We start from the raw sequence: 19,658 nt of genomic DNA, 5'->3' as shown, positions 1-19,658 counted from the left end.
CCGATGAACGTGCGATTCGATTCAGATCGATTCAGAGTGTTCTACCGGCGGCAACGCGGTCGCTACCGAGCGCGTTCGGACAACCCCACATGGTCACGAGCCCACTCGTTGAACGGGCGGAGTTGCCGCCACGCGTCCCTCACCCGGGTGAAAGTCCCGCGCTCGTGCAGGGTGTCGTCCGGTTCCCAGACCCGCACGGCGTAAACCGAGCGATACTGGAGGAGGCTGAGGCGCGGGTGGTCCTTCGGGACACCTCGCGGAGTGGTGCGCAGACGGTCCCCTCTGATCGTCCACCCGGTGCGCTCCAGTTTGGCCAGAATCGCGCGGAACGGCTCGCCGTGGATCTCCTCGGCGACGGCGGCGCGAAAACGGGCGAGTTGGTCGGACTCCAGGTGGAAGCAGCCGCCGCCGACCCGCAGGCCGTCCGGGCCGACCTCGACGTAGTAGGCGCCCGCGCCGCGTCCGGCCTCGATGACGCCGCCGCAGTGGTCCTTGTACGGGCGCTTGTCCTTGGCGAACCGGACGTCGCGGTGCGGGCGGAACACCTTGGGCGAGCCGAAGTCACCGCCGAACTCGGGTTCCAGCTCGGTCAGCAGCGCCTTCATCGGGTCGCGGACGTCGGAGTCGTAGGTCTGCTTGTTGGCGTCCCAATAGCTCTTGGAGTTGTCGGCGACCAGACCGTCGTAGAAGTCGACCGCGTACTCGCCGAAGCCCTGGAAGCCGCTCACACCCGCTCCGCGGCGGTGAGGTCGTGCGCGCGCAGCAGCCGGGCGGTCACCTCGGGGTCGACGGCGTACTCGGTCTCGTCGACGTGGCTGATCGCGCGGACCGGCCGCAGCGCGTTGGTGGCGTACGCGCCGCGGAAGTCGGGCAGCTCGGCGGCGGTGACCGGGCGCACCTCGGTCTTGGCGCCCGCGCGGTGCAGGCCGCTCTGCACCAGGCTCATGGCGATGCCGGGCAGGGCGGGCGCGCTGGGCCAGACGAAGGTGTCGTCCGCGGTGTGGAAGCAGACGTTCCAGGTGGACCCCTCGCTGACCTCGCCGTCGGGGTTGACGAACAGGACGTCGTCGAAGCCCGCGCGGGTGGCGAGGCGGCGCTGGTAGTACAGGCCGAAGAGCCCGGTGTGCTTCACCTGGGGCAGGTCCCGCTGGTAGCCGGCGGTGCGCACCCCCAGGGGCTTCGGGCTGTCCTCGGGCAGGGCGGCGGTGGTCACCGCGACCTGGGGCGTGAGGTCGGCGGCGGGGTCGCGCGGGTCGAAGTCGGGGGCGTGGACCGTGACCCGGACCGCTAGTGGGTCGGTGGCGCCCTTGATGGCTTGTTTGATGGCGGCGCGGACCGCGGCCTCGTCGAGGCCCGTGCCGAACACGACCCAGGAGTCGCGGTCCAGCCGCTCCAAGTGGCGGGCGAGGCCGCGGACCCGGCCGGACTCCACCCGCATCGAGGTGAAGTGGGCGAAGTTGGTCAGGGCCAGGGAGGCGGGGAGGGAGTTCTGCGCGCTCATCGCTGGGCAGTCTCGCATCTCGCGCGCCCGCGCGGGAGCGCGGGACTCCCCTGGCTCGCTTGACCTCGCCCGAACGCCTTCGGGCCCGCGCCGTGACGTCCCGGTGTCCGGCGGCTTGTCGAGGTCGCCGGTGCGGCCAGGGTCGACCGGCAAGATCAAGATGCCATCGGGATGGTGACCACCCGCGCGGTTGTCCACATGCCACCGAGTTGCCCACAGGTGGCCGAGGGATCCGTTTTGCCGCGCTTCCGGTGGGTAGCGTTGAAATCCGGGGATCCCCTGGCTGGGCGGGGGATCTTGGTGGGGTGCGCGGAAACGGGGCTGAGCAGGATCGGATCGAGCGGGGTCTGCTCGAGCGAAGTCCGGTCGAGTGAGGTCGGGGCGACCAGGCTCAGGCGGCGAGGTAGGAGCGAGATCGCGCCGAGCAGGTCCAGGCGGGCAAGTCCGGGCAGGCAGGGTCGGAGCGAGCGAGCGTCGAGCGGGTCCGGTCGGCAGGTCGGGGCGAGTGAGGTTGGGACGACCAGGCTCGGCCGGACAGGGGCCGAGCGAGCAGGCTCGCGTCGAGCGGGTCCGCTGCTCGAGCAGGGTCCGATCGAGCAAGGTTCGGGCGACCTGGCTCGGTCGAACAAGATCGAAGCGAACGAGATCGCGTCAAGCAGGTCCGCTCGAGCAAGATCCGATCACGAAAGGTCCGGTCGGGCAAGGTTCAGGTGGGCAGGCACCGGTCGAACAAGATCGACGCGAACGAGATCACGTCGAGCGGGTCCGCTCGAGCAGAGTCCAAGCGAGCACGGTCCGGGCGGGCAAAGTCCGGGTGGGCAAAGTTCAGGTGGGCAAGGTTCAGGTGGGCAGGCTCGGTCGAGCGGGATCGGGTCTGGCGGGATCAGGTCGAGCGGGGGCGGTGCGCTCGATCGGTGTGGTGCTGGGCCGCTATGCCGATCAGGTGCGGCTGGAGGCGGTCCGGCTCCGGTTGTCGGGCAGCGCCGACAGCGTCGGATGGGTGGCGCGGGGTCGCGGGTGTGGCGGCACCGAAGCCGTGGTTACGGTGGTTACCGGGATTACCGGACGGCCAGGGGTAGGGCGTTGGGGTGGACCGGGGCGGGGAGGTCCGACGCGCCGGTGAGGTAGGCGTCGACGGCGTGGGCGGTGGAGCGGCCCTCGGCGATGGCCCACACGACCAGGGAGGCGCCGCGGTGGGCGTCTCCGCAGACGAAGGTGCCCGGGGTCGTCGTCTGCCAGTCCCGGCCGCAGGCGAGGGTGCCGCGCGGGGTCAGCTTCAGGTTGAGGGCGTCGAGGAGGGGCAGGTGTTCGACGCCTTCAAAGCCGATCGCGAGCAGGACCAGGTCCGCCGGGAGGACGTGCACCTCGTCGTTGAGGGGCACCACCTCGCGAACACCGGTGGTCGGGTTCTTGTGGACCCGCACCTCTCGCAGCTGGACGGCGGTGAGGGTGCCGTCTGCGTCGCCGACGAACCGGTCCACGGCGACCGCGAAGCGGCGTTCGCCGCCTTCCTCGTGGGCCGCGTAGGTGCGCAGGATCCACGGCCACACCGGCCAGGGCGACCGGTCGTCGTCGCGGGTGTTCGGGGGTTGGGGGTACTGGTCGAGCTGCACGACGCTCGCCGCGCCCTGGCGGATGGCCGTGCCGTAGCAGTCGGCGCCGGTGTCGCCGCCGCCGATGATGATCACGTGTTTGCCGTGCGCGTCGACGGGGGTGGGGCCGTCGCCCTCGCACTGGCGGTTGGCGGGGACCAGGTGGTCCATGGCCAGGTGGACGCCCGCCAGGTCGCGGCCGGGGATGTTCGGGGCGTCGCGGCCGCGCAGGGCGCCGACGGCCAGGACTACGGCGTCGAACTCGGCTCGCAGCCGCTCCACCGGCATCGCGCCGGGGCCGGCGCCGCCGACCTCGCAACCGGTGACGAACCGGGTGCCCTCGGCGCGCAGTTGGGCGAGGCGGCGGTCGAGGACCTTCTTCTCCAGCTTGAACTCGGGGATGCCGTACCGCAGCAGGCCGCCGAGGCGGTCGTCGCGTTCGAAGACCGTGACCTCGTGGCCCGCGCGGGTCAGCTGCTGGGCCGCGGCCAAGCCCGCCGGGCCCGAGCCGACGATCGCCACCGTGCGGCCGGTGGAGACGGCGGGGGTCACCGGCCGCACGTACCCGCGTTCCCACGAGACGTCGGCGATGGTGTTCTCGACCCGCTTGATCGTGACCGCGCCGCCGGAGTCCGGTGAGATCGCCAGCACGCACGCGGCCTCGCACGGCGCCGGGCACAGGCGGCCGGTGAACTCGGGGAAGTTGTTGGTGGCGTGCAGGCGTTCGCTCGCCATCGGCCAGTGGCCGCCGCGGACCAGGTCGTTCCACTCCGGGATCAGGTTGCCGAGCGGACAGCCCGCGGAACCCGAGTGGCAGAACGGGATGCCGCAGTCCATGCACCGGGTCGCCTGGGCGCGGACCTGCCGGTCGCGGTCGTCCGGGTCAAGGTGGCGGTAGACCTCACGCCAGTCGCCCAAGCGCTCGTCGACGGCGCGCTTGGCCGCGTCGACACGGGGCTGGGACAGGAAGCCGTTGGGATCAGCCACAGAACGCCTCCACGATCACCTCGGCACGGACATGCCCGTCGCGCTCCCACGGGCGTAGGTGGCCGCAGACCTCAAGCCAGTTGCCCAAGCGCTCGTCGACGGCGCGCTTGGCCGCGTCGGCGCGCGGCTGGGACAGGAAACCGTTGGGGTCAGCCACGGGACGCCTCCATGATCGCCTGGTCGACGTCGCGGCCCTCGGCGCGGGCCAGCCGCATCGCGGCCAGGACGCGCTGGTAGTCGCGGGGCATGACCTTGGTGAACCCGGCCGCGCGGCGGGTCCAGTCGCCCAGCAGGGACGCGGCGACCGCCGAGCCGGTGAGACCCTGGTGGCGGGTCACGGTTTCGCGCAGCCACCGCAGGTCCTCCGGCGCGGGGGTCTGCAGTTCCACCATGTCCGCGTTGACCGACGCCGGGTCGAGGTCCAGCACGTAGGCGATGCCACCGGACATGCCCGCGGCCAGGTTGCGCCCGGTCGGGCCGAGCACGACGGCGCGGCCGCCGGTCATGTACTCGAAAGCGTGGTCGCCGACGCCCTCCGCGACGATGACCGCCCCGGAGTTGCGCACGCCGAACCGCTCCCCCACCCGGCCGCGCAGGTACACCTCGCCCGCGGTGGCGCCGTAGGCGATGACGTTGCCCGCGATGACCTGGCGCTCGGCGGCGAAGGTCGCGTCCGGGTGCGGGCGGACGACGATCCGCCCACCGGACAGGCCCTTGCCGACGTAGTCGTTGGCGTCGCCGACCATGTCGAGGGTGACGCCGCGCGGCAGGAACGCGCCCAGCGACTGGCCCGCCGACCCCGTCAGCGTGACGTGGATGGTGTCCTCGGGCAGCCCGTCGCCGCCGAAGCGGCGGGTGACCTCGGAGCCCAGCAGCGTGCCGACCGTGCGGTTGACGTTGCGCACCGGCAGTTCCAGCCGCACCGGGTGCGCGTCCTCCAGCGCCGCCTCGGCCAACTGCACCAGGGTGCGGTCCAGCGCGTGCTCCAGACCGTGGTCCTGGGCGCGGACGCGGCGGCGGGCGGTGCCGTACCTGGTCTGGGGCACGGCGAAGACCGGCGTCAGGTCGAGACCCTGCGCCTTCCAGTGTTCGACGGCTTCGTCGACCCCCAGCAGCTCGGCGTGGCCGATGGCGTCGTCCAGGGTGCGAAAGCCCAGCGCGGCCAAGTGCTCGCGGACTTCCCGCGCCACGAAGCGGAAGTAGTTCACGATGTGCTCGGCCTGACCAGTGTACCGCTTGCGCAGCACCGGGTTCTGCGTCGCCACGCCGACGGGGCACGTGTCGAGGTGGCACACGCGCATCATCACGCAGCCCGCGACGACCAGGGGCGCGGTGGCGAACCCGTACTCCTCGGCGCCGAGCAGCGCGGCCACGACCACGTCGCGGCCGGTCTTCAGCGCGCCGTCGACCTGCACGGTGACGCGGTCGCGCAAGCCGTTGAGCATCAGCGTCTGCTGGGTCTCGGCGAGCCCGACCTCCCACGGCGTGCCCGCGTGCTTGAGCGAGTTCAGCGGCGACGCGCCGGTGCCGCCGTCGTGGCCCGAGATCAGCACGACGTCGGCGTGCGCCTTGGACACCCCCGCGGCCACCGTGCCGACGCCGACCTCGGACACCAGTTTGACGTGCACGCGCGCGTTCTCGTTGGCGTTCTTGAGGTCGTGGATGAGTTGTGCGAGATCTTCGATGGAGTAGATGTCATGGTGCGGCGGGGGCGAGATGAGGCCGACCCCGGCGGTGGAGTGACGCGTGCGCGCGATCCAGGGGTACACCTTGTTCGGCGGTAGCTGGCCGCCCTCGCCGGGCTTGGCGCCCTGGGCCATCTTGATCTGGATGTCGTCCGCGTTGACCAGGTACTCGCTCGTCACGCCGAAGCGACCGGACGCCACCTGCTTGATCGCCGAACGCCGGGCCGGGTCGTAGAGCCGCTCCGGGTCCTCGCCGCCTTCACCGGTGTTGGACCTGCCGCCGATCATGTTCATGGCGATGGCGAGGGTCTCGTGCGCCTCGGCGGAGATGGAGCCGTAGGACATCGCGCCGGTGTTGAAGCGGGCCAGGATCGCCTCGACGGGTTCCACCTCGTCGACCGGGATCGGGTCGGCGGCGCGCTTGAGGGAGAACAGGCCGCGCAGCGCCCCGCCTTCGCGGTTGAGCCGTTCGACCTCGTCGGCGTAGGCGCGGTAGACCTCCTCGCGGCCGGTCTTGGTGGCGTGCTGCAGGAGGAAGACCGTTTCCGGGGTGAACAGGTGCAGCTCGCCCTCGCGCCGGTAGGCGTACTCGCCGCCGACGTCGAGGCGCCGGTGCACGCGGTCGGTCGGGTTGTCCGGGTGCGCGCGGCGGTGCCGGGTCTGCGCCTCGCGGGCGATCACGTCGAGGCCGACGCCGCCGAGTTTGGAGGTGGTGCCGGTGAAGTACTCGTCGAGCACGTCGACCGCCAGGCCGAACGCCTCGAACACCTGGGCCGCGGTGTAGGCGCCGACGGTGGAGATGCCCATCTTGGACATGATCTTCAGGACGCCCTTGACCAGCGCCTTGACGTAGTTGCGCACGGCGGCGGCCGGTTCGACGCCGGTGATGGCGCCGTTGGCGATCAGGTCCTCGATGGTCTCGAACGCCAGGTAGGGGTTGACCGCGGCGGCTCCGTAGCCGAGCAGCAGGGCGATGTGGTGGACCTCGCGCGCGTCGCCGCTCTCCACGACCAGTGCGACCCGCAGCCGCTCGCGGGTGCGCACCAGGTGGTGGTGCACGGCCGAAACGAGCAGCAGGGACGGGATCGGCGCCATGCGGTGGTCGGAGTCGCGGTCGGACAGCACGAGCGTGCGCGCGCCCGCGGCGATGGCCTCGGACGCCTCCCGCCGCACGCGCGCGACCGCCGCCGCCAGCGCCGGACCGCCGCCGTCCACCTCGTACAGTCCGGAGAGGACGGTGCAGGCGTAGCCGGGCAGGTCGCCGTCGTCGTTGACGTGGATGAGCTTGGCCAGCTCGTCGTTGTCGATGACCGGGTACGGCAGCTGGATGTGCCTGCAGGACGCCGGTCCCGGCTCCAGCAGGTTCTGCTCCGGGCCCATGATCCGCTGCACCGAGGTGACGATCTCCTCGCGGATCGCGTCCAGCGGCGGGTTGGTGACCTGGGCGAAGTTCTGCTTGAAGTAGTCGTAGAGCAGCCGCGACCGCTGCGACAGCGCGGCGGGCGGGGTGTCGGTGCCCATCGACCCGATCGGCTCCGATCCGGTGACGGCCATCGGGGCGAGGAGAATTTTCAGCTCTTCTTCGGTATAACCGAAGGTGAGCTGACGGCGGTGGACGGACTCGTGGGTCTGCACGACGTGCTCGCGGTCGGGCAGGTCGGCGATCTTGAGCAACCCGGCGTGGAGCCATTCCTCGTACGGGTGCTGGGCGGCGAGCGCGTCCTTGACCTCGGCGTCGTCGACGATGCGACCCGCGGTGGTGTCGACCAGGAACATCCGGCCCGGCTGCAACCTGCCCTTGGCGATCACGTCGCCCGGCGGCACGTCGAGCACGCCGGTCTCGCTGGCGAGCACGACGCGGTCGTCGGCGAGGTGCCACCAGCGGGCCGGGCGCAGGCCGTTGCGGTCGAGGACGGCGCCGACCAGGGCGCCGTCGGTGAAGGTGACGCAGGCGGGGCCGTCCCACGGTTCCATGAGGCTGGCGTGGAACTGGTAGAACGCGCGGCGCTTCGGGTCCATCCCGGTGTGGTTCTCCCACGCCTCCGGGATCATCATCAGCACCGCGTGCGGCAGGCTGCGGCCACCGAGGTGCAGCAGCTCCAGCACCTCGTCGAAGCTCGCCGAGTCGGAGCCGTCCGGGTCGATCACCGGGGACAGCCGGGAGAGGTCGCCGGGCAGCAGCGGGGAGGTCAGCAGCGCCTCGCGGGCGCGCATGCGGTTGCGGTTGCCGCGCACGGTGTTGATCTCGCCGTTGTGCGCGACGAAGCGGAACGGGTGCGCCAGCGGCCACGACGGGAACGTGTTGGTGGAGAAGCGCGAGTGCACCAGGGCGATCGCGCTGCGCAGGCGGCGGTCGCGCAGGTCCGGGAAGAACAACGGGAGCTGCGCGGTCGTCAGCATGCCCTTGTAGACCAAGGTCCGCGCGGACAGCGACGGGAAGTAGGTGCCGCAGCCCGCGGCGACGCTGTCGCGCTCGACGCGCTTGCGCAGGCAGTACGCCAACCGGTCCAGGTCGATCCCGGTGGGACAGTCCCCTTCGGCGTCCGGGTGCGCGGCGACGAACGGCATGGCGAAGTGCGGCATGACCGAGCGCGCGGTCGGTCCGATGTCGGCGGCGTCCGGGTCGACCGGCACCTCGCGCCAGCCCAGCACCCGCAGGCCCTCCTCGGCGGCGATCCGCTCGACCAGCGCGACAGCGGCGGCGCGGGTGTCCGGGTCGGCGGGCAGGAAGGCCAGGCCGGTGGCGTAGCCGTGCACGCCGCGCTCGCCGGTCTCGGGGAGGGTGAAGCCGACCTCGGCGCGCAGCAGGTCGTCGGGGAGCTGGACCAGGATGCCCGCGCCGTCGCCGCTGGTCGGCTCGGCGCCCGCGGCGCCCCGGTGCTCCAGGTTGGCCAGCGCGGTGAGGGCGTCCTCGACGATGCCGTGGGAGCGGCGTCCGCGCACGTCAGCCACCATCGCCACGCCGCACGAGTCGCGCTCGTCGGCGGGGTCGTAGAGGCCGTGGGGGCGCGGGAATGCCGAGAACAGCATGGGAAACGGCCTCCTGTCCTGCGATCACGCGCTCAGTTCGGTTGCCGGCGGGGAGCGCCGGGCACTGGGCGCGGGACGGCAGCGGCCCGCGTAGTGACCCGAGCTTAACAGTCCGGAAACGCGCGAGTCACTTCCGTCACGCGGTGTCCCGCGCACGGCTGAACACCCGGTTCGCGCCCACCCCAGGAAGATCATTCTCCGGGTGCGAGCATAGCCGGTGGGAGGTCGGCAGGATCAGCAGGTCGCGGTGTGAAAAGGTGTCCGCTGTGACCAGAGCCTTCTACGACGCGTTGGCGGTCGACTACGCCGAGATGTTCGCCGGTGAACCCTCGGACCCGTTGGGCCGGGCGGTGTTGGGGTCCTTCGGCCGGTTCGTCGGGAGTGGACCGGCGGTGGACGTGGGGTGCGGCCCCGGACGGGTGACGGGATACCTGGCCGACCTCGGGGTGTCGGTGTACGGGGTGGACCTGTCGCCCGAGATGGTGAAGATCGCGCGCGGTGAGCGGCCCGATCTTCGGTTCGAGGTGGGGTCGATGTGGGACCTCGGGCTGGCGGACGGGTCGCTGGCGGGCCTGTCGGCGTGGTACTCGGTGATCCACACGCCCGCGCCGGAGGTGGGCGATTTGCTGGCGGAGTTCGGGCGGATGCTGCGGGTCGGCGGGCACCTGGTGCTGGGGTTCCAGATCGGCGACGAACCCCTGCGGCTGGAGCGGCCGCTGGGGCACGACGTGTCGCTGGACTTCAACCGGCTGCGGCCCGCGTGGGTGGTGGGGTTGCTGGAGGAGCGGGGGTTCGAGGTGGTGGTGCGTGTCGAGCGGGAGGCTCTTGAGGGGGAGACGGCACCGCAGGCGTACCTGATCGCCCGGCGTCAGGGGTAGTGGCTGCCGGCAGCGGGGGCGACTTGGCTGATCGGTGGCGGCTGCTGGCGGAAGGGTGGAGGTGGGGCAACGGGCTCGCCGCTGCCCCTGGAGGTGTTCCGCGAGCCTCGCCTGCTTGATCCGTGGAGCAGCGGCTGGCCCGCCGCGGCGGCACCGCCGAGCTGTTCGGCCGCGCGTCGGCGTGGTCGCGGTGCGCGGGGACGGTGGCGGACATGGAACGTGCCCGCGACCTGGGGGCGCGGGCACGTTCTCGGCTTGGGGTTCAGTCGTCCTTGGCCGGGGTGTCCTTGGCGGCGGAGACTGTGGCTTCCTCGTCCGGCTTGTCGGTGTCCGGGGTGGGGTCGTCGTCCGCGGGCTTGTCGGTGTCGTCGGACTTGTCGTGGTCAGGCTTGTCGGTGTCCTCGGGCTTGTCCGGGGTTTCCGCGGGGGTGCCGAGCCTGGCGGCGATGATGGCGGCCAGGTCCTCGCGGGGGCCGCGGCGGGCGGCGAGGACGAAGTAGGCGATGGCGCCCAGGAAGAGCAGGATCGACGTCCAGACGTTGACGCGGAGGCCCAGGACCATGGTGGCGGGGTCCGTGCGCATCATTTCGATGAGGGCGCGGCCCAGGGTGTAGCCGGCCACGTAGACGGCGCACACGCGGCCGTGGCCGAGGCGCAGGCGGCGGTCCAGCACGACCACGACCACGGCGACCAGGAGGCACCAGATCAGCTCGTAGAGGAACGTGGGGTGCACCGGGCTGCCGTCGATCAGCGTGTGGTCGATGGCCACGCCGTTGAGCGGGTCGTCCTGGCCCTCGGCGTTGACCCGGCGGTAGATCTCCAGGCCCCAGGGGAGGTCGGTGGGACCGCCGTAGAGCTCCTGGTTGAAGTAGTTGCCGAGGCGGCCGATGGCCTGGCCGACGAGGACTCCCGGTGACACCGCGTCGGCGAAGACCGGGAGGGGGACGCCCTTGCGCCTGCAGCCGATCCACGCGCCGACGGCGCCCAGGGCGATGGCGCCCCAGATGCCCAGGCCGCCGTCCCAGATGCGGAGGGCGTTGAGGGGGTTCTTGCCCTCGCCGAAGTAGCGGTAGTAGTCAGTGATGACGTGGTAGAGCCTGCCGCCGACCAAGCCGAAGGGCACCGCGAACACCGCGACGTCGACGACCGTGCCGGGCGCGCCGCCGCGCGCGATGAAGCGCTTCTCACCCCACCAGATCGCCACGATGATGCCCGCGATGATGCACAGCGCGTAGGCCCGCAGCGGCAGGGTGAACACCCCGAGGTCCAGCTGCCAGACGCCGCGGTCCGGACTGGGGATGCTCGCCAGGATCAGGTTGGAGGCGCTCGTCACGGGGCTACCGTAACGGGACCAGGTGGCCTGACCGTGAAGTGGTGCCGCTCGCAGGCCGGTTCGAGATCGACCTGGAATGGCTCGTCGAACCGCGATCGGCCATCAACGCGCACCGCGACGGGGTCCGCGCCACCCGACGCGCGCAGCGCCGATCCCGGCGGACCGGTGGTCGAGTCGACGAGCAGGAGGTACGGGATACCCGCCTCGGCGTAGCGGACCGGCTTGAACACCGAGTCGTGGGCGCGACCGCGCGGAGACCACCTCGCCCACCAGGAGAACCCGCTGGGCGTCGACAAACAGCCAGTCGCGTTCCGGCGCGGTGACCACGGCGAAGTCCGGGATGAGCACGCGGTCCGCACCGCGGCGCACAGTGATCCCCGGTAACGCCTCGGTACCCGGCGGCAGTGACTCGGGCAGCGCGCACAGCACCCTCGACAGCAGCGGCCGGTACCGGCCCGATGGCGTCGGGCTGAGCATGAGCCGCCCGTCGATCAGTTCGACGCCCCGGCCTGAGTCCTCAGGCAGGGTGCAGTACTCGTCCGCGGGGCCGGGTGCCGGGGGATTGCTCGGTCCACGGCCCAAGGGTCTCGGCGGCCACCGACAGAAACCGGCGCTCAGGCGGGGGTGAGCTGGAGGTTCACCCGATGGTGGAGGGGGATTTCCGGACGCCCTCGGCCAGTTCCGCGGCCAAGGCGCGCACGCCTTCCACGCCGTGTTCCGTCGCCTTGGTGACGAAGGCCGAGCCCACGATCACCGCGTCCGCGAAAGACGCCACCTCCGCCGCTTGGGCGCCCGAGCGCACGCCCAGGCCCACGCCGATCGGCAGGGCCGTGTGGGCGCGGGTGCGGGCCACCAGGCCCTCCGCCGACGTGCCGACCTGGTCTCGCGCGCCCGTCACGCCCATGACGGCCGTGGCGTACACGAAACCCGACGACGCCGCGACGGTGAGGGCGATGCGCTCCTCCGACGACGACGGGGCCACCAGGAAGATCCGGTCCAGGTCGTGCGCTGCCGAGGCCGCGATCCAGTCGGCGCCCTCGTCGGGGATCAGGTCGGGGGTGATCAGGCCCAGGCCGCCCGCGGCGGCCAGGTCGCGGGCGAAGGCGTCGACGCCGTAGCGGAACACCGGGTTCCAGTACGTCATCACGACCGCCCGGCCGCCCGCCGACGCCACGGCCTCGACCGTGGTGAACAGGTCGCGCAGCCGGAAACCCGCGCGCAGGGCCGTGTCCGCTGCGGCCTGGATGACGGGGCCGTCCATGACCGGGTCGGAGTAGGGGACGCCCACCTCGACCAGGTCGCAGCCCGCGTCGACCATGCCGCGCAGCAGCTCCGCCGAGCCGTCGACCGTGGGGAACCCGGCGGGCAGGTAGCCGATGAGCGCGCCGCGGCCCTCTTCGCGGGTCCGCGCGAACAGCGGGTCCAGCCTGCCCATCTAGCTCTCCTCGTAGAAGCCGAAGTACTTCGCGGCGGTGTCCATGTCCTTGTCGCCGCGGCCGGAGAGGTTGACCAGGAGGTACCCGTCCGGGCCCAGCTCCTGCCCCAGCTTGAGCGCCCCGGCCAGGGCGTGCGAGGACTCGATGGCCGGGATGATGCCCTCGGTGCGCGACAGCAGCCGGAAGGCGTGCATGGCCTCGTCGTCGGTGGCCGAGCGGTACTCGGCGCGGCCGGTGTCCTTGAGCCACGAGTGCTCCGGGCCGACGCCCGGGTAGTCCAGGCCCGCCGAGATCGAGTACGCCTCGGTGGTCTGGCCGTCCTCGTCCTGCAGCAGGTACGACATCGCGCCGTGCAGGGTGCCGGGGCTGCCGTGGCCCAGGGTGGCGCCGTGCTCGCCGGTCTCGATGCCCTTGCCGCCCGGCTCGATGCCGACCAGGCGCACGCCCGGGTCGTCGATGAAGCCGTGGAAGATGCCGATGGCGTTGGAGCCGCCGCCGACGCACGCGGCGACCGCGTCCGGCAGCCTGCCGGTCTGGTCCAGGAACTGGGCCCTGGCCTCCATGCCGATGACCTTGTGGAAGTTGCGCACCATGACCGGGAACGGGTGCCCGCCCGCGGCTGTGCCCAGCAGGTAGTGCGTGGTGTCCACATTGGTCACCCAGTCGCGCAGCGCCTCGTTGATCGCGTCCTTGAGGGTGCGGGAACCGGACTTGACCGGGATGACCTCGGCGCCGAGCAGCTTCATCCGGGCCACGTTGAGCGCCTGCCGCTCGGTGTCGACCTCGCCCATGTAGACCACGCAGTCCAGGCCCATCAGCGCGCACGCGGTGGCCGTGGCCACGCCGTGCTGGCCCGCGCCGGTCTCGGCGATGACCCGCTGCTTGCCCATCCGCTTGGTCAGCAGCGCCTGGCCCAGCACGTTGTTGATTTTGTGCGAGCCGGTGTGGTTGAGGTCCTCGCGCTTGAGGAAGACCCGCGCGCCGCCCGCGTGCTCGGCGAACCGGGGTGCCTCGGTGAGCAGCGACGGCCTGCCCGCGTAGTCGCGCAGCAGGCGGGCGAACTCGGCGGTGAACTCGGGGTCCAGCCGGGCCTTGTCGTACTCGGCGGAGAGCTCGTCCAGGGCGCCGATGAGCGCCTCGGGCATGAACCGGCCGCCGTACGGGCCGAAGTGGCCGCGCTCGTCCGGGTCGTGCGGGCCCGCCGCGTTCGGGTCCGGGGCGCCGGTGGAGGTCTCCTGCGCGCTCATCGACCGGGCCTCGGGCACGCCGGGTGCGATCCGGCCGTGACCAGCTGGACCAGGGCGGCCTTGGGGTCGTCGGTGGTGACCAGGCCCTCGCCGACGAGCACCGCGTCGGCACCGGCGCCCGCGTAGGTCATCAGGTCGCTGGGTCCGCGCACGCCCGACTCGGCGATCTTGACGGTCTCGAACGGCAGCCCCGGCGCGAGCCTGCCGAAGGTGTCCCGGTCGACCTCGAGGGTGTGCAGGTTGCGGGCGTTGACGCCGATGACCTTGGCACCGGCCTCCAGCGCGCGGTCCGCCTCCTCGGCGGTGTGCACCTCGACCAGCGCCGTCATGCCCAGCGACTCGACCCGGTCCAGCAGCGAGGCCAGGGCGTTCTGCTCCAGCGCGGCCACGATCAGCAGCACCAGGTCGGCGCCGTGCGCGCGGGCCTCGTGCACCTGGTACGGGCTGACGATGAAGTCCTTGCGCAGCAAGGGGATGTCCACCTTGGCGCGGACCGCGTCGAAGTCGGCCAGCGAACCGCCGAAACGCCGCTGTTCGGTCAGCACGCTGATGACCCGCGCGCCCGCCGCCTCGTAGTCGCGGGCCAGCGCGGCCGGGTCGGCGATCGCGGCCAGGTCGCCCTTGGACGGGCTGCGTCGCTTGACCTCGGCGATGACGCCGACGTCGGAGCCGCGCAGGGCGCTCATCGCGTCCCGCGGCGGCGCGGCCTTGGCCGCCAGTTCCTTGATGCTGTCGAAGGGGATCGCCGCCTCGCGGACGGCGAGATCTTCCCGGACCCCGTCGATGATCGAGTCCAGAATGCTCATTCGGCACCCCGGACCGATGATGTCTGACTGGTGTAGTCCCTCACAACCACTGCCCCTTCCCGCCGAATTGATGCTAACTCCGGCCCTTCTCCCGCCCCGGCACCGGGTCCTCGCTTCAGCGGCCCTCGGCGGATTCCGTGGGGTCGTCGCCCGCGGACAGCGCCTGCCAGAGGTCCGGTTCGGCACGTGCCGCTTCCTTCACCGCGGCGGGGCTGCGGTAGCGGGACCCCAGCCTGGGCGCGCGGTGGCCGCGCAGCAGCAGGACCACGGCCGCGGCGACCATCAGCGCTCCCCCGGCGGCGGCCAGCACGCGACCCCACAGCGCGTCGGCGTCGGTGTGCTGGACCAGGCCCGTCCACACCGGCACCAGGCCCGCCGCGGCCAGCAGGGCGCCGACGACCCGGCGCCACGGTCCCGCGACGGCGAGCAGGCCCGCCACCGCGGCGAGCGCGAGGACGGCCAGCGGCAGCAGCGCGGGCGCGATCTCCGCCCCCGGCACTGGCACGCTGGTCGTGGCGTCGGTACCCGGCCTGCTCCGGATGGTCGCACCCCAGGGCAGCCGGGAGGCGCCCCACAGCGCGGCGGCGGCGAGCGGCAACAGCCCGACGGCCGTCCACAGTGGACGGCGCGACTCAGTCACCGGTACCGGCCGCCGGGCGCATGGTCGAGGCGGTGGCGATGGCGGCCAGCACCGCGCCCGCCTTGTTGACGCACTCGGTGTCCTCGTAGCGCGGGTCGGAGTCGGCGACCACGCCCGCGCCCGCCTGCACGTACGCGACGCCGTCGCGGACCAGGGCGGTGCGGATGGCGATGGCGGTGTCGGCGTCGCCCGCGAAGTCGAGGTAGCCGACCACGCCGCCGTAGAGGCCGCGGCGGGTGGGCTCGAGTTCCTCGATCAGCTCCATGGCGCGCGGCTTGGGCGCGCCGGAGAGGGTGCCCGCCGGGAAGCACGCGGCCACGGCGTCGTAGGCCGTCTTGCCCTCGGCCAGCTCGCCGGTGACCGTGGAGACGATGTGCATGACGTGGCTGTAGCGCTCGACCCGGAAGAAGTCGACGACCTGCACCGTGCCGGGCTTGCAGACCCGGCCCAGGTCGTTGCGGCCGAGGTCGACCAGCATGACGTGCTCGGCGCGCTCCTTCTCGTCGGCGAGCAGGTCCTTCTCCAGGATCTGGTCCTCCTCGGGGTCGACGCCCCGCCACCGGGTGCCCGCGATCGGGTGCGTGGTGGCGCGGCCGTCGCGCACCGTGACCAGGGCCTCGGGGCTGGAGCCGACGATGCTGAAGCCGTCGAGGCGCAGCAGGTACATGTACGGGCTGGGGTTGGTGGTGCGCAGCACGCGGTAGATGTCGAGCGGGTCGGCCTCGGTGCGCATCTCGAACCGCTGCGAGACCACCACCTGGAAGGCCTCACCGGCCTGGATGGCTTCCTTGGCCGCGCGCACGGCGTCGTGGTAGTCGGCGGGGGTGGTCCGACGGTCGTACTCGGGCTTGGGCCGGTCGAAGACGGTGGCGGTGGGCGCGGCGGTGGTCTGCAGGCCCAGGACCATGGCGTCGAGCCGGGCGACCGCGTCGTCGTAGGCGGCGTCGACCCGCTCGGGCGAGTCGTCCCAGTTCACGGCGTTGGCGATGAGGGTGATGACGCCCTCGTGGTGGTCGAGCGCGGCCAGGTCGGTGGCCAGCAGCATGACCAGCTCGGGCAGCTTCAGGTCGTCCTCGGCCAGCTCGGGCAGCCGCTCGAGCCTGCGCACGGCGTCGTAGCCGATGTAGCCGACCATGCCGCCGGTCAGCGGGGGCAGGCCGGGCAGCGGGTCGGTGTGCAGCAGGGCCACGGTCTCGCGCAGCGCGGCCAGCGGGTCGCCGCCCTGGGGCAGGCCGGTGGGCGGGGTGCCGGTCCAGTGCGCCTCGCCGCCGGTCGCGGTGAGGGCGGCGGCGCTGCGCACGCCGACGAAGGACCAGCGCGACCAGGAGCGGCCGTTCTCGGCGGACTCGAACAGGAAGGTTCCGGGCCGGTCGGCGGCCAGCTTGCGGTACACGCCGACGGGGGTCTCGGCGTCGGCCAGCACCCGCCGCACGACGGGGATGACCCGACGGTCGACGGCCAGCGCGTGGAACTCCTCGCGCGTGGGGCTGACCCCGCCCATACCGCTCTTGCTCACCGGGGGGGTGGGCACACCGATCGCACTCGCCATGGACCCATTCTGCCGTGCGGGTGACGCGCGCCGGGCCATCGGGGGTAATTCAACACATGTTGAACGAGTAGGGCCGTTGGTCCATGATGACTCAGGTGACGACTTCAGGACAGGCCGAACGGCGGCGCGGGCGGCGGCCGGGCGGGACCGACACCCGGGCCGCGCTGCTGGCGGCGGCCCAGGAGGTGTTCCGCGAGCAGGGCTACGACGGCGCCACCGTCCGGGCCATCGCGCGCCGCGCCGGGGTGGACGCGGCGATGGTCAACCACTGGTTCGGCGGCAAGGAGTCGCTGTTCGCCGAGGCCGTGCTGCGGCTGCCGTTCAACCCGCAGGACCGGATCGGCGCGCTGGTGCGGGAGGGCAGCCTGGACACGCTCGGCGAGCGGCTGGTGCGGGCGTTCTTGACGGTCTGGGACGCGCAGGACGGGGGCGTGTTCGCGGCGCTGATCAGGAGCGTGGCGGCGCACGAGCAGGTGGCGAAGGCGCTGCGGGAGTTCTTCCACAACAACGTGTTCGGGCAGCTGGTGGACGTGTCGGACGGGCTCGGGGAGCTGCGGGCGAACCTGGTGGCGTCGCAGATGATCGGGCTGGGGATGGTGCGGTACGTGGCGCGGTTCGAGCCCGCGGCGGAGCAGGATGTGGAGACGGTGGCCAGGGCGGTGGGGCCGACGGTGCAGCGGTACCTGACGGGGAAGATCGACTGAGGCGGGTCGGGGGGCGCGGCCGGGCTGGCCGGGCTGACGCGGTGGTATCTGCCGCGTCCGGGCTCGGCCTTGGCGCACGAGAAAGCGATGGGTGGCGGGCTGGATATGCCTCCGGCCCCCGGTATCCATTCTACCGGGGAGGGGTGACAGTTCCGAGCGAAGATGATCATGCCTGTGGACAACTCGGCTGAGGCGATGGCGGCCGGGGTGCGGAGGGATCGCGGCCGCGCGGACCGCCGGGCCGCGCGGCGGGGTGCCTTTGGTCGGCGTGGTTCGGGCGGCTCGGGTCGCTCGAACGCGGCCGTCTCTCGAACGAGCCGACTCGGACGCGGTCGGCTCCCCCGGCCTCGTCGTCGGAGAGGCGGAGAGGCGGAGAGGCGGAGAGGCGGAGAGGCGGAGAGGCGGAGAGGCGGAGAGGCGGAGAGGCGGAGAGGCGGAGAGGCGGAGAGGCGGAGAAATGATCACCACATGCCGCCGGCCCCCGGAATCAATTCTACCGGCGGGGACTGACAATTCCGGTCGGAGATGATCATGCCTGTGGACAACTCCGGTGACCACCGTGTTGCCGTGGAAGGCGGAGCGGTGGCGGGAGTCGCGAGCGGTGGCGAGGTCGTGGAACGGGGTGCGAGTGGGCGCGAACGCGCGACGGTGAAGCGAGGGGCGGGGCGCGGCGAGGCCAGGGTGGCGGGAGCCGTGGCGAGGTCGCGGAGCGGGGGCGCGCGACGGTGCGGCAAGCGCGGGGCGCGGGGGGCGGGTTAGAGCAGGGAGTCCGCGTCGAAGCAGGTGGGGGTGCCGGTGTGGCAGGCCGGGCCCGTCTGGTCCACGACCAGCAGGATCGTGTCGCCGTCGCAGTCCAGGCGGACGTCGTGGACCTGTTGGGTGTTTCCCGAGGTCTCGCCCTTGACCCAGAGTCGGTTGCGGCTCCTGGAGAAGTAGGTGGCGCGGCGGGTGGTGAGGGTCTGGTGCAGGGCCTCGTCGTCCATCCACGCGACCATGAGGACCTCGCCGGTGCCGCGCTGTTGCGCCACCGCGCACACCAGGCCGTCGGCGTTGCGCTTGAGGCGGGTGGCGATCCGGGGGTCGAGGGTGGTCACGTGGTGCCCTTCAGGTACTCGGCGGCGGGTTTGGTCAACAGGAGCACCGCCGCGTAGACGTGTGCGGCGGCCAGGATCCCGGAGGCGACCCGGTACCACACCGGCAGTCCCCCGAAGGCGAACGTGGTGTGGGCGACCGCGGCGAGGACGGTGAACACGATGACCGGGATCCGGGCGCGGGTGAGGCCCACGAAGACGCTCACGGCGCCCAGGAGTCCGATGACGCCCATGCCGACCGGGAAACCGAGGACGCCCGCGTCCGAATCGGACAGCCGCGCCAAGCCCAGCGCGACGAAGGCCAGGGCGGTGGCCGCCAGCAGCGCGGCGGCCACCCGGACCTCCAGGGGGCGGGTGCTCACCGGACCACGATACCGGCCGCGCGCATGGTGTCCTTCACCTCGCCGATCCGCAACTGTCCGAAGTGGAACACGCTGGCCGCGAGGACCGCGTCCGCGCCTTCCCGCACCGCGGGGGCGAAGTGGGACAGGGCGCCCGCGCCGCCGCTGGCGATCAGGGGGACGTCGACGCGGGCCCGGACCAGGCGGATCAGCTCCAGGTCGAAGCCCGCCTTGGTGCCGTCGGCGTCCATGGAGTTGAGCAGGATCTCGCCGACGCCGAGCTCCTGGCCGCGCTCGGCCCACTCGACGGCGTCGAGGCCGGTGCCGCGGCGGCCGCCGTGGGTGGTGACCTCGAAGCCCGACGGCGTGGGGGCCGACCCCTCCGGCACCCGGCGGGCGTCGACCGACAGCACCACGCACTGCGCCCCGTAGCGGCGGGACGCCTCGCCGAGGAACTCGGGGCGGGCGATGGCGGCGGTGTTGACGCCGACCTTGTCCGCGCCTGCGCGCAGCAGGCGGTCGATGTCCTCGACCGTGCGCACGCCGCCGCCGACGGTGAGCGGGATGAACACCTGCTCGGCGGTGCGGCGGACCACGTCGAAGGTGGTCTCCCGGTTGCCGGAGGACGCGGTCACGTCCAGGAACGTCAGCTCGTCGGCGCCCTCGGCGTCGTAGGCCGCGGCCAGTTCGACCGGGTCCCCCGCGTCGACGAGGTCGGTGAAGTTGACGCCCTTGACCACCCGGCCCGCGTCGACGTCGAGGCAGGGGATCACGCGGACCGCTACGGACATGCCGGTGAGCCTACGGGGCACCGACCGGCGGGCATCGGCCACAGTGC

General features: G+C 72.3%; 16 protein-coding genes. 2 read left to right on the top strand and 14 right to left on the bottom strand.

The window, feature by feature from the left end:
- Positions 1–62: 62 nt before the first annotated feature.
- The 5 genes from CLV40_RS16150 to gltB form a co-directional block, all read right to left on the bottom strand.
- Positions 63–728, bottom strand: coding sequence for a DUF2461 domain-containing protein (locus CLV40_RS16150; RefSeq protein WP_104479715.1), 666 nt, complete (start codon positions 726–728; stop codon positions 63–65).
- Positions 725–1,501: an aminotransferase class IV gene (locus tag CLV40_RS16145; protein ID WP_181043534.1), complete on the bottom strand. Its 777-nt coding sequence runs from the start codon at positions 1,499–1,501 to the stop codon at positions 725–727. The genes CLV40_RS16150 and CLV40_RS16145 overlap by 4 nt, the downstream gene beginning before the upstream one ends.
- Positions 1,502–2,559: 1,058 nt before the next feature.
- Positions 2,560–4,080 (bottom strand): glutamate synthase subunit beta, encoded by a 1,521-nt coding sequence (locus tag CLV40_RS16140; protein ID WP_104479713.1) that lies wholly within the window; start codon positions 4,078–4,080, stop codon positions 2,560–2,562.
- Positions 4,073–4,237, bottom strand: coding sequence for a hypothetical protein (locus tag CLV40_RS38035; protein ID WP_181043533.1), 165 nt, complete (start codon positions 4,235–4,237; stop codon positions 4,073–4,075). The genes CLV40_RS16140 and CLV40_RS38035 overlap by 8 nt, the downstream gene beginning before the upstream one ends.
- Complete coding sequence (gene gltB, locus CLV40_RS16135; RefSeq protein ID WP_104479712.1) at positions 4,230–8,795, bottom strand: glutamate synthase large subunit; 4,566 nt, start codon at positions 8,793–8,795, stop codon at positions 4,230–4,232. Before gltB ends, CLV40_RS38035 begins: the two co-directional genes overlap by 8 nt.
- Positions 8,796–9,061: 266 nt before the next feature.
- Here gltB and CLV40_RS16130 point away from each other — a divergent pair, with 266 nt between their 5' ends.
- Entirely contained in the window at positions 9,062–9,673 is a 612-nt protein-coding gene (locus tag CLV40_RS16130; RefSeq protein ID WP_245931323.1) for a class I SAM-dependent methyltransferase, read from the top strand.
- 262 nt (positions 9,674–9,935) lie between these two features.
- Here the strand turns inward: CLV40_RS16130 and lgt are convergent, their stop codons facing one another.
- From lgt to CLV40_RS16095, 6 genes are all read right to left on the bottom strand, one after another.
- Positions 9,936–11,006: a prolipoprotein diacylglyceryl transferase gene (lgt, locus tag CLV40_RS16125; RefSeq protein ID WP_104479711.1), complete on the bottom strand. Its 1,071-nt coding sequence runs from the start codon at positions 11,004–11,006 to the stop codon at positions 9,936–9,938.
- A 637-nt stretch (positions 11,007–11,643) separates the two neighbouring features.
- The gene (gene trpA / locus CLV40_RS16115) at positions 11,644–12,441 is read right to left on the bottom strand and encodes a tryptophan synthase subunit alpha (protein ID WP_104479709.1); all 798 of its coding nucleotides are present in this window, start codon (positions 12,439–12,441) and stop codon (positions 11,644–11,646) included.
- Positions 12,442–13,689 carry a tryptophan synthase subunit beta gene (gene trpB, locus CLV40_RS16110; RefSeq protein ID WP_104479779.1) on the bottom strand — a complete coding sequence of 416 codons (1,248 nt, stop codon included), beginning with the start codon at positions 13,687–13,689 and terminating at the stop codon, positions 12,442–12,444.
- Positions 13,686–14,495, bottom strand: coding sequence for an indole-3-glycerol phosphate synthase TrpC (trpC, locus tag CLV40_RS16105; protein ID WP_104479708.1), 810 nt, complete (start codon positions 14,493–14,495; stop codon positions 13,686–13,688). The genes trpB and trpC overlap by 4 nt, the downstream gene beginning before the upstream one ends.
- A 115-nt stretch (positions 14,496–14,610) precedes the next feature.
- Positions 14,611–15,135, bottom strand: coding sequence for a Trp biosynthesis-associated membrane protein (locus CLV40_RS16100; RefSeq protein ID WP_104479707.1), 525 nt, complete (start codon positions 15,133–15,135; stop codon positions 14,611–14,613).
- The gene (locus CLV40_RS16095; protein ID WP_104479706.1) at positions 15,128–16,684 is read right to left on the bottom strand and encodes an anthranilate synthase component I; all 1,557 of its coding nucleotides are present in this window, start codon (positions 16,682–16,684) and stop codon (positions 15,128–15,130) included. Before CLV40_RS16095 ends, CLV40_RS16100 begins: the two co-directional genes overlap by 8 nt.
- 86 nt (positions 16,685–16,770) lie before the next feature.
- On the opposite strand from CLV40_RS16095, the gene CLV40_RS16090 reads away from it, so the two are divergent.
- Positions 16,771–17,388, top strand: coding sequence for a TetR/AcrR family transcriptional regulator (locus CLV40_RS16090; RefSeq protein WP_374066559.1), 618 nt, complete (start codon positions 16,771–16,773; stop codon positions 17,386–17,388).
- A 755-nt stretch (positions 17,389–18,143) separates the two neighbouring features.
- On the opposite strand, the gene hisI is transcribed toward CLV40_RS16090, so the two are convergent.
- From hisI to hisF, 3 genes are read right to left on the bottom strand one after another with little or no spacing between them, the layout of a single operon-like run.
- Complete coding sequence (gene hisI / locus CLV40_RS16080) at positions 18,144–18,482, bottom strand: phosphoribosyl-AMP cyclohydrolase (protein WP_104479703.1); 339 nt, start codon at positions 18,480–18,482, stop codon at positions 18,144–18,146.
- On the bottom strand, positions 18,479–18,841 hold the full coding sequence (locus CLV40_RS16075; RefSeq protein ID WP_104479702.1) for a hypothetical protein: 363 nt from the start codon (positions 18,839–18,841) through the stop codon (positions 18,479–18,481). Before CLV40_RS16075 ends, hisI begins: the two co-directional genes overlap by 4 nt.
- Entirely contained in the window at positions 18,838–19,611 is a 774-nt protein-coding gene (hisF, locus tag CLV40_RS16070; RefSeq protein WP_104479701.1) for an imidazole glycerol phosphate synthase subunit HisF, read from the bottom strand. The genes CLV40_RS16075 and hisF overlap by 4 nt, the downstream gene beginning before the upstream one ends.
- Between the last annotated feature and the right edge of the window lie 47 nt (positions 19,612–19,658).

This window comes from Actinokineospora auranticolor (genome assembly GCF_002934265.1).
Lineage (GTDB): Bacteria > Actinomycetota > Actinomycetes > Mycobacteriales > Pseudonocardiaceae > Actinokineospora > Actinokineospora auranticolor.
The sequence above is the reverse complement of the archived record's forward strand: the minus strand, read 5'-3'. Positions and strand labels throughout refer to the sequence as shown.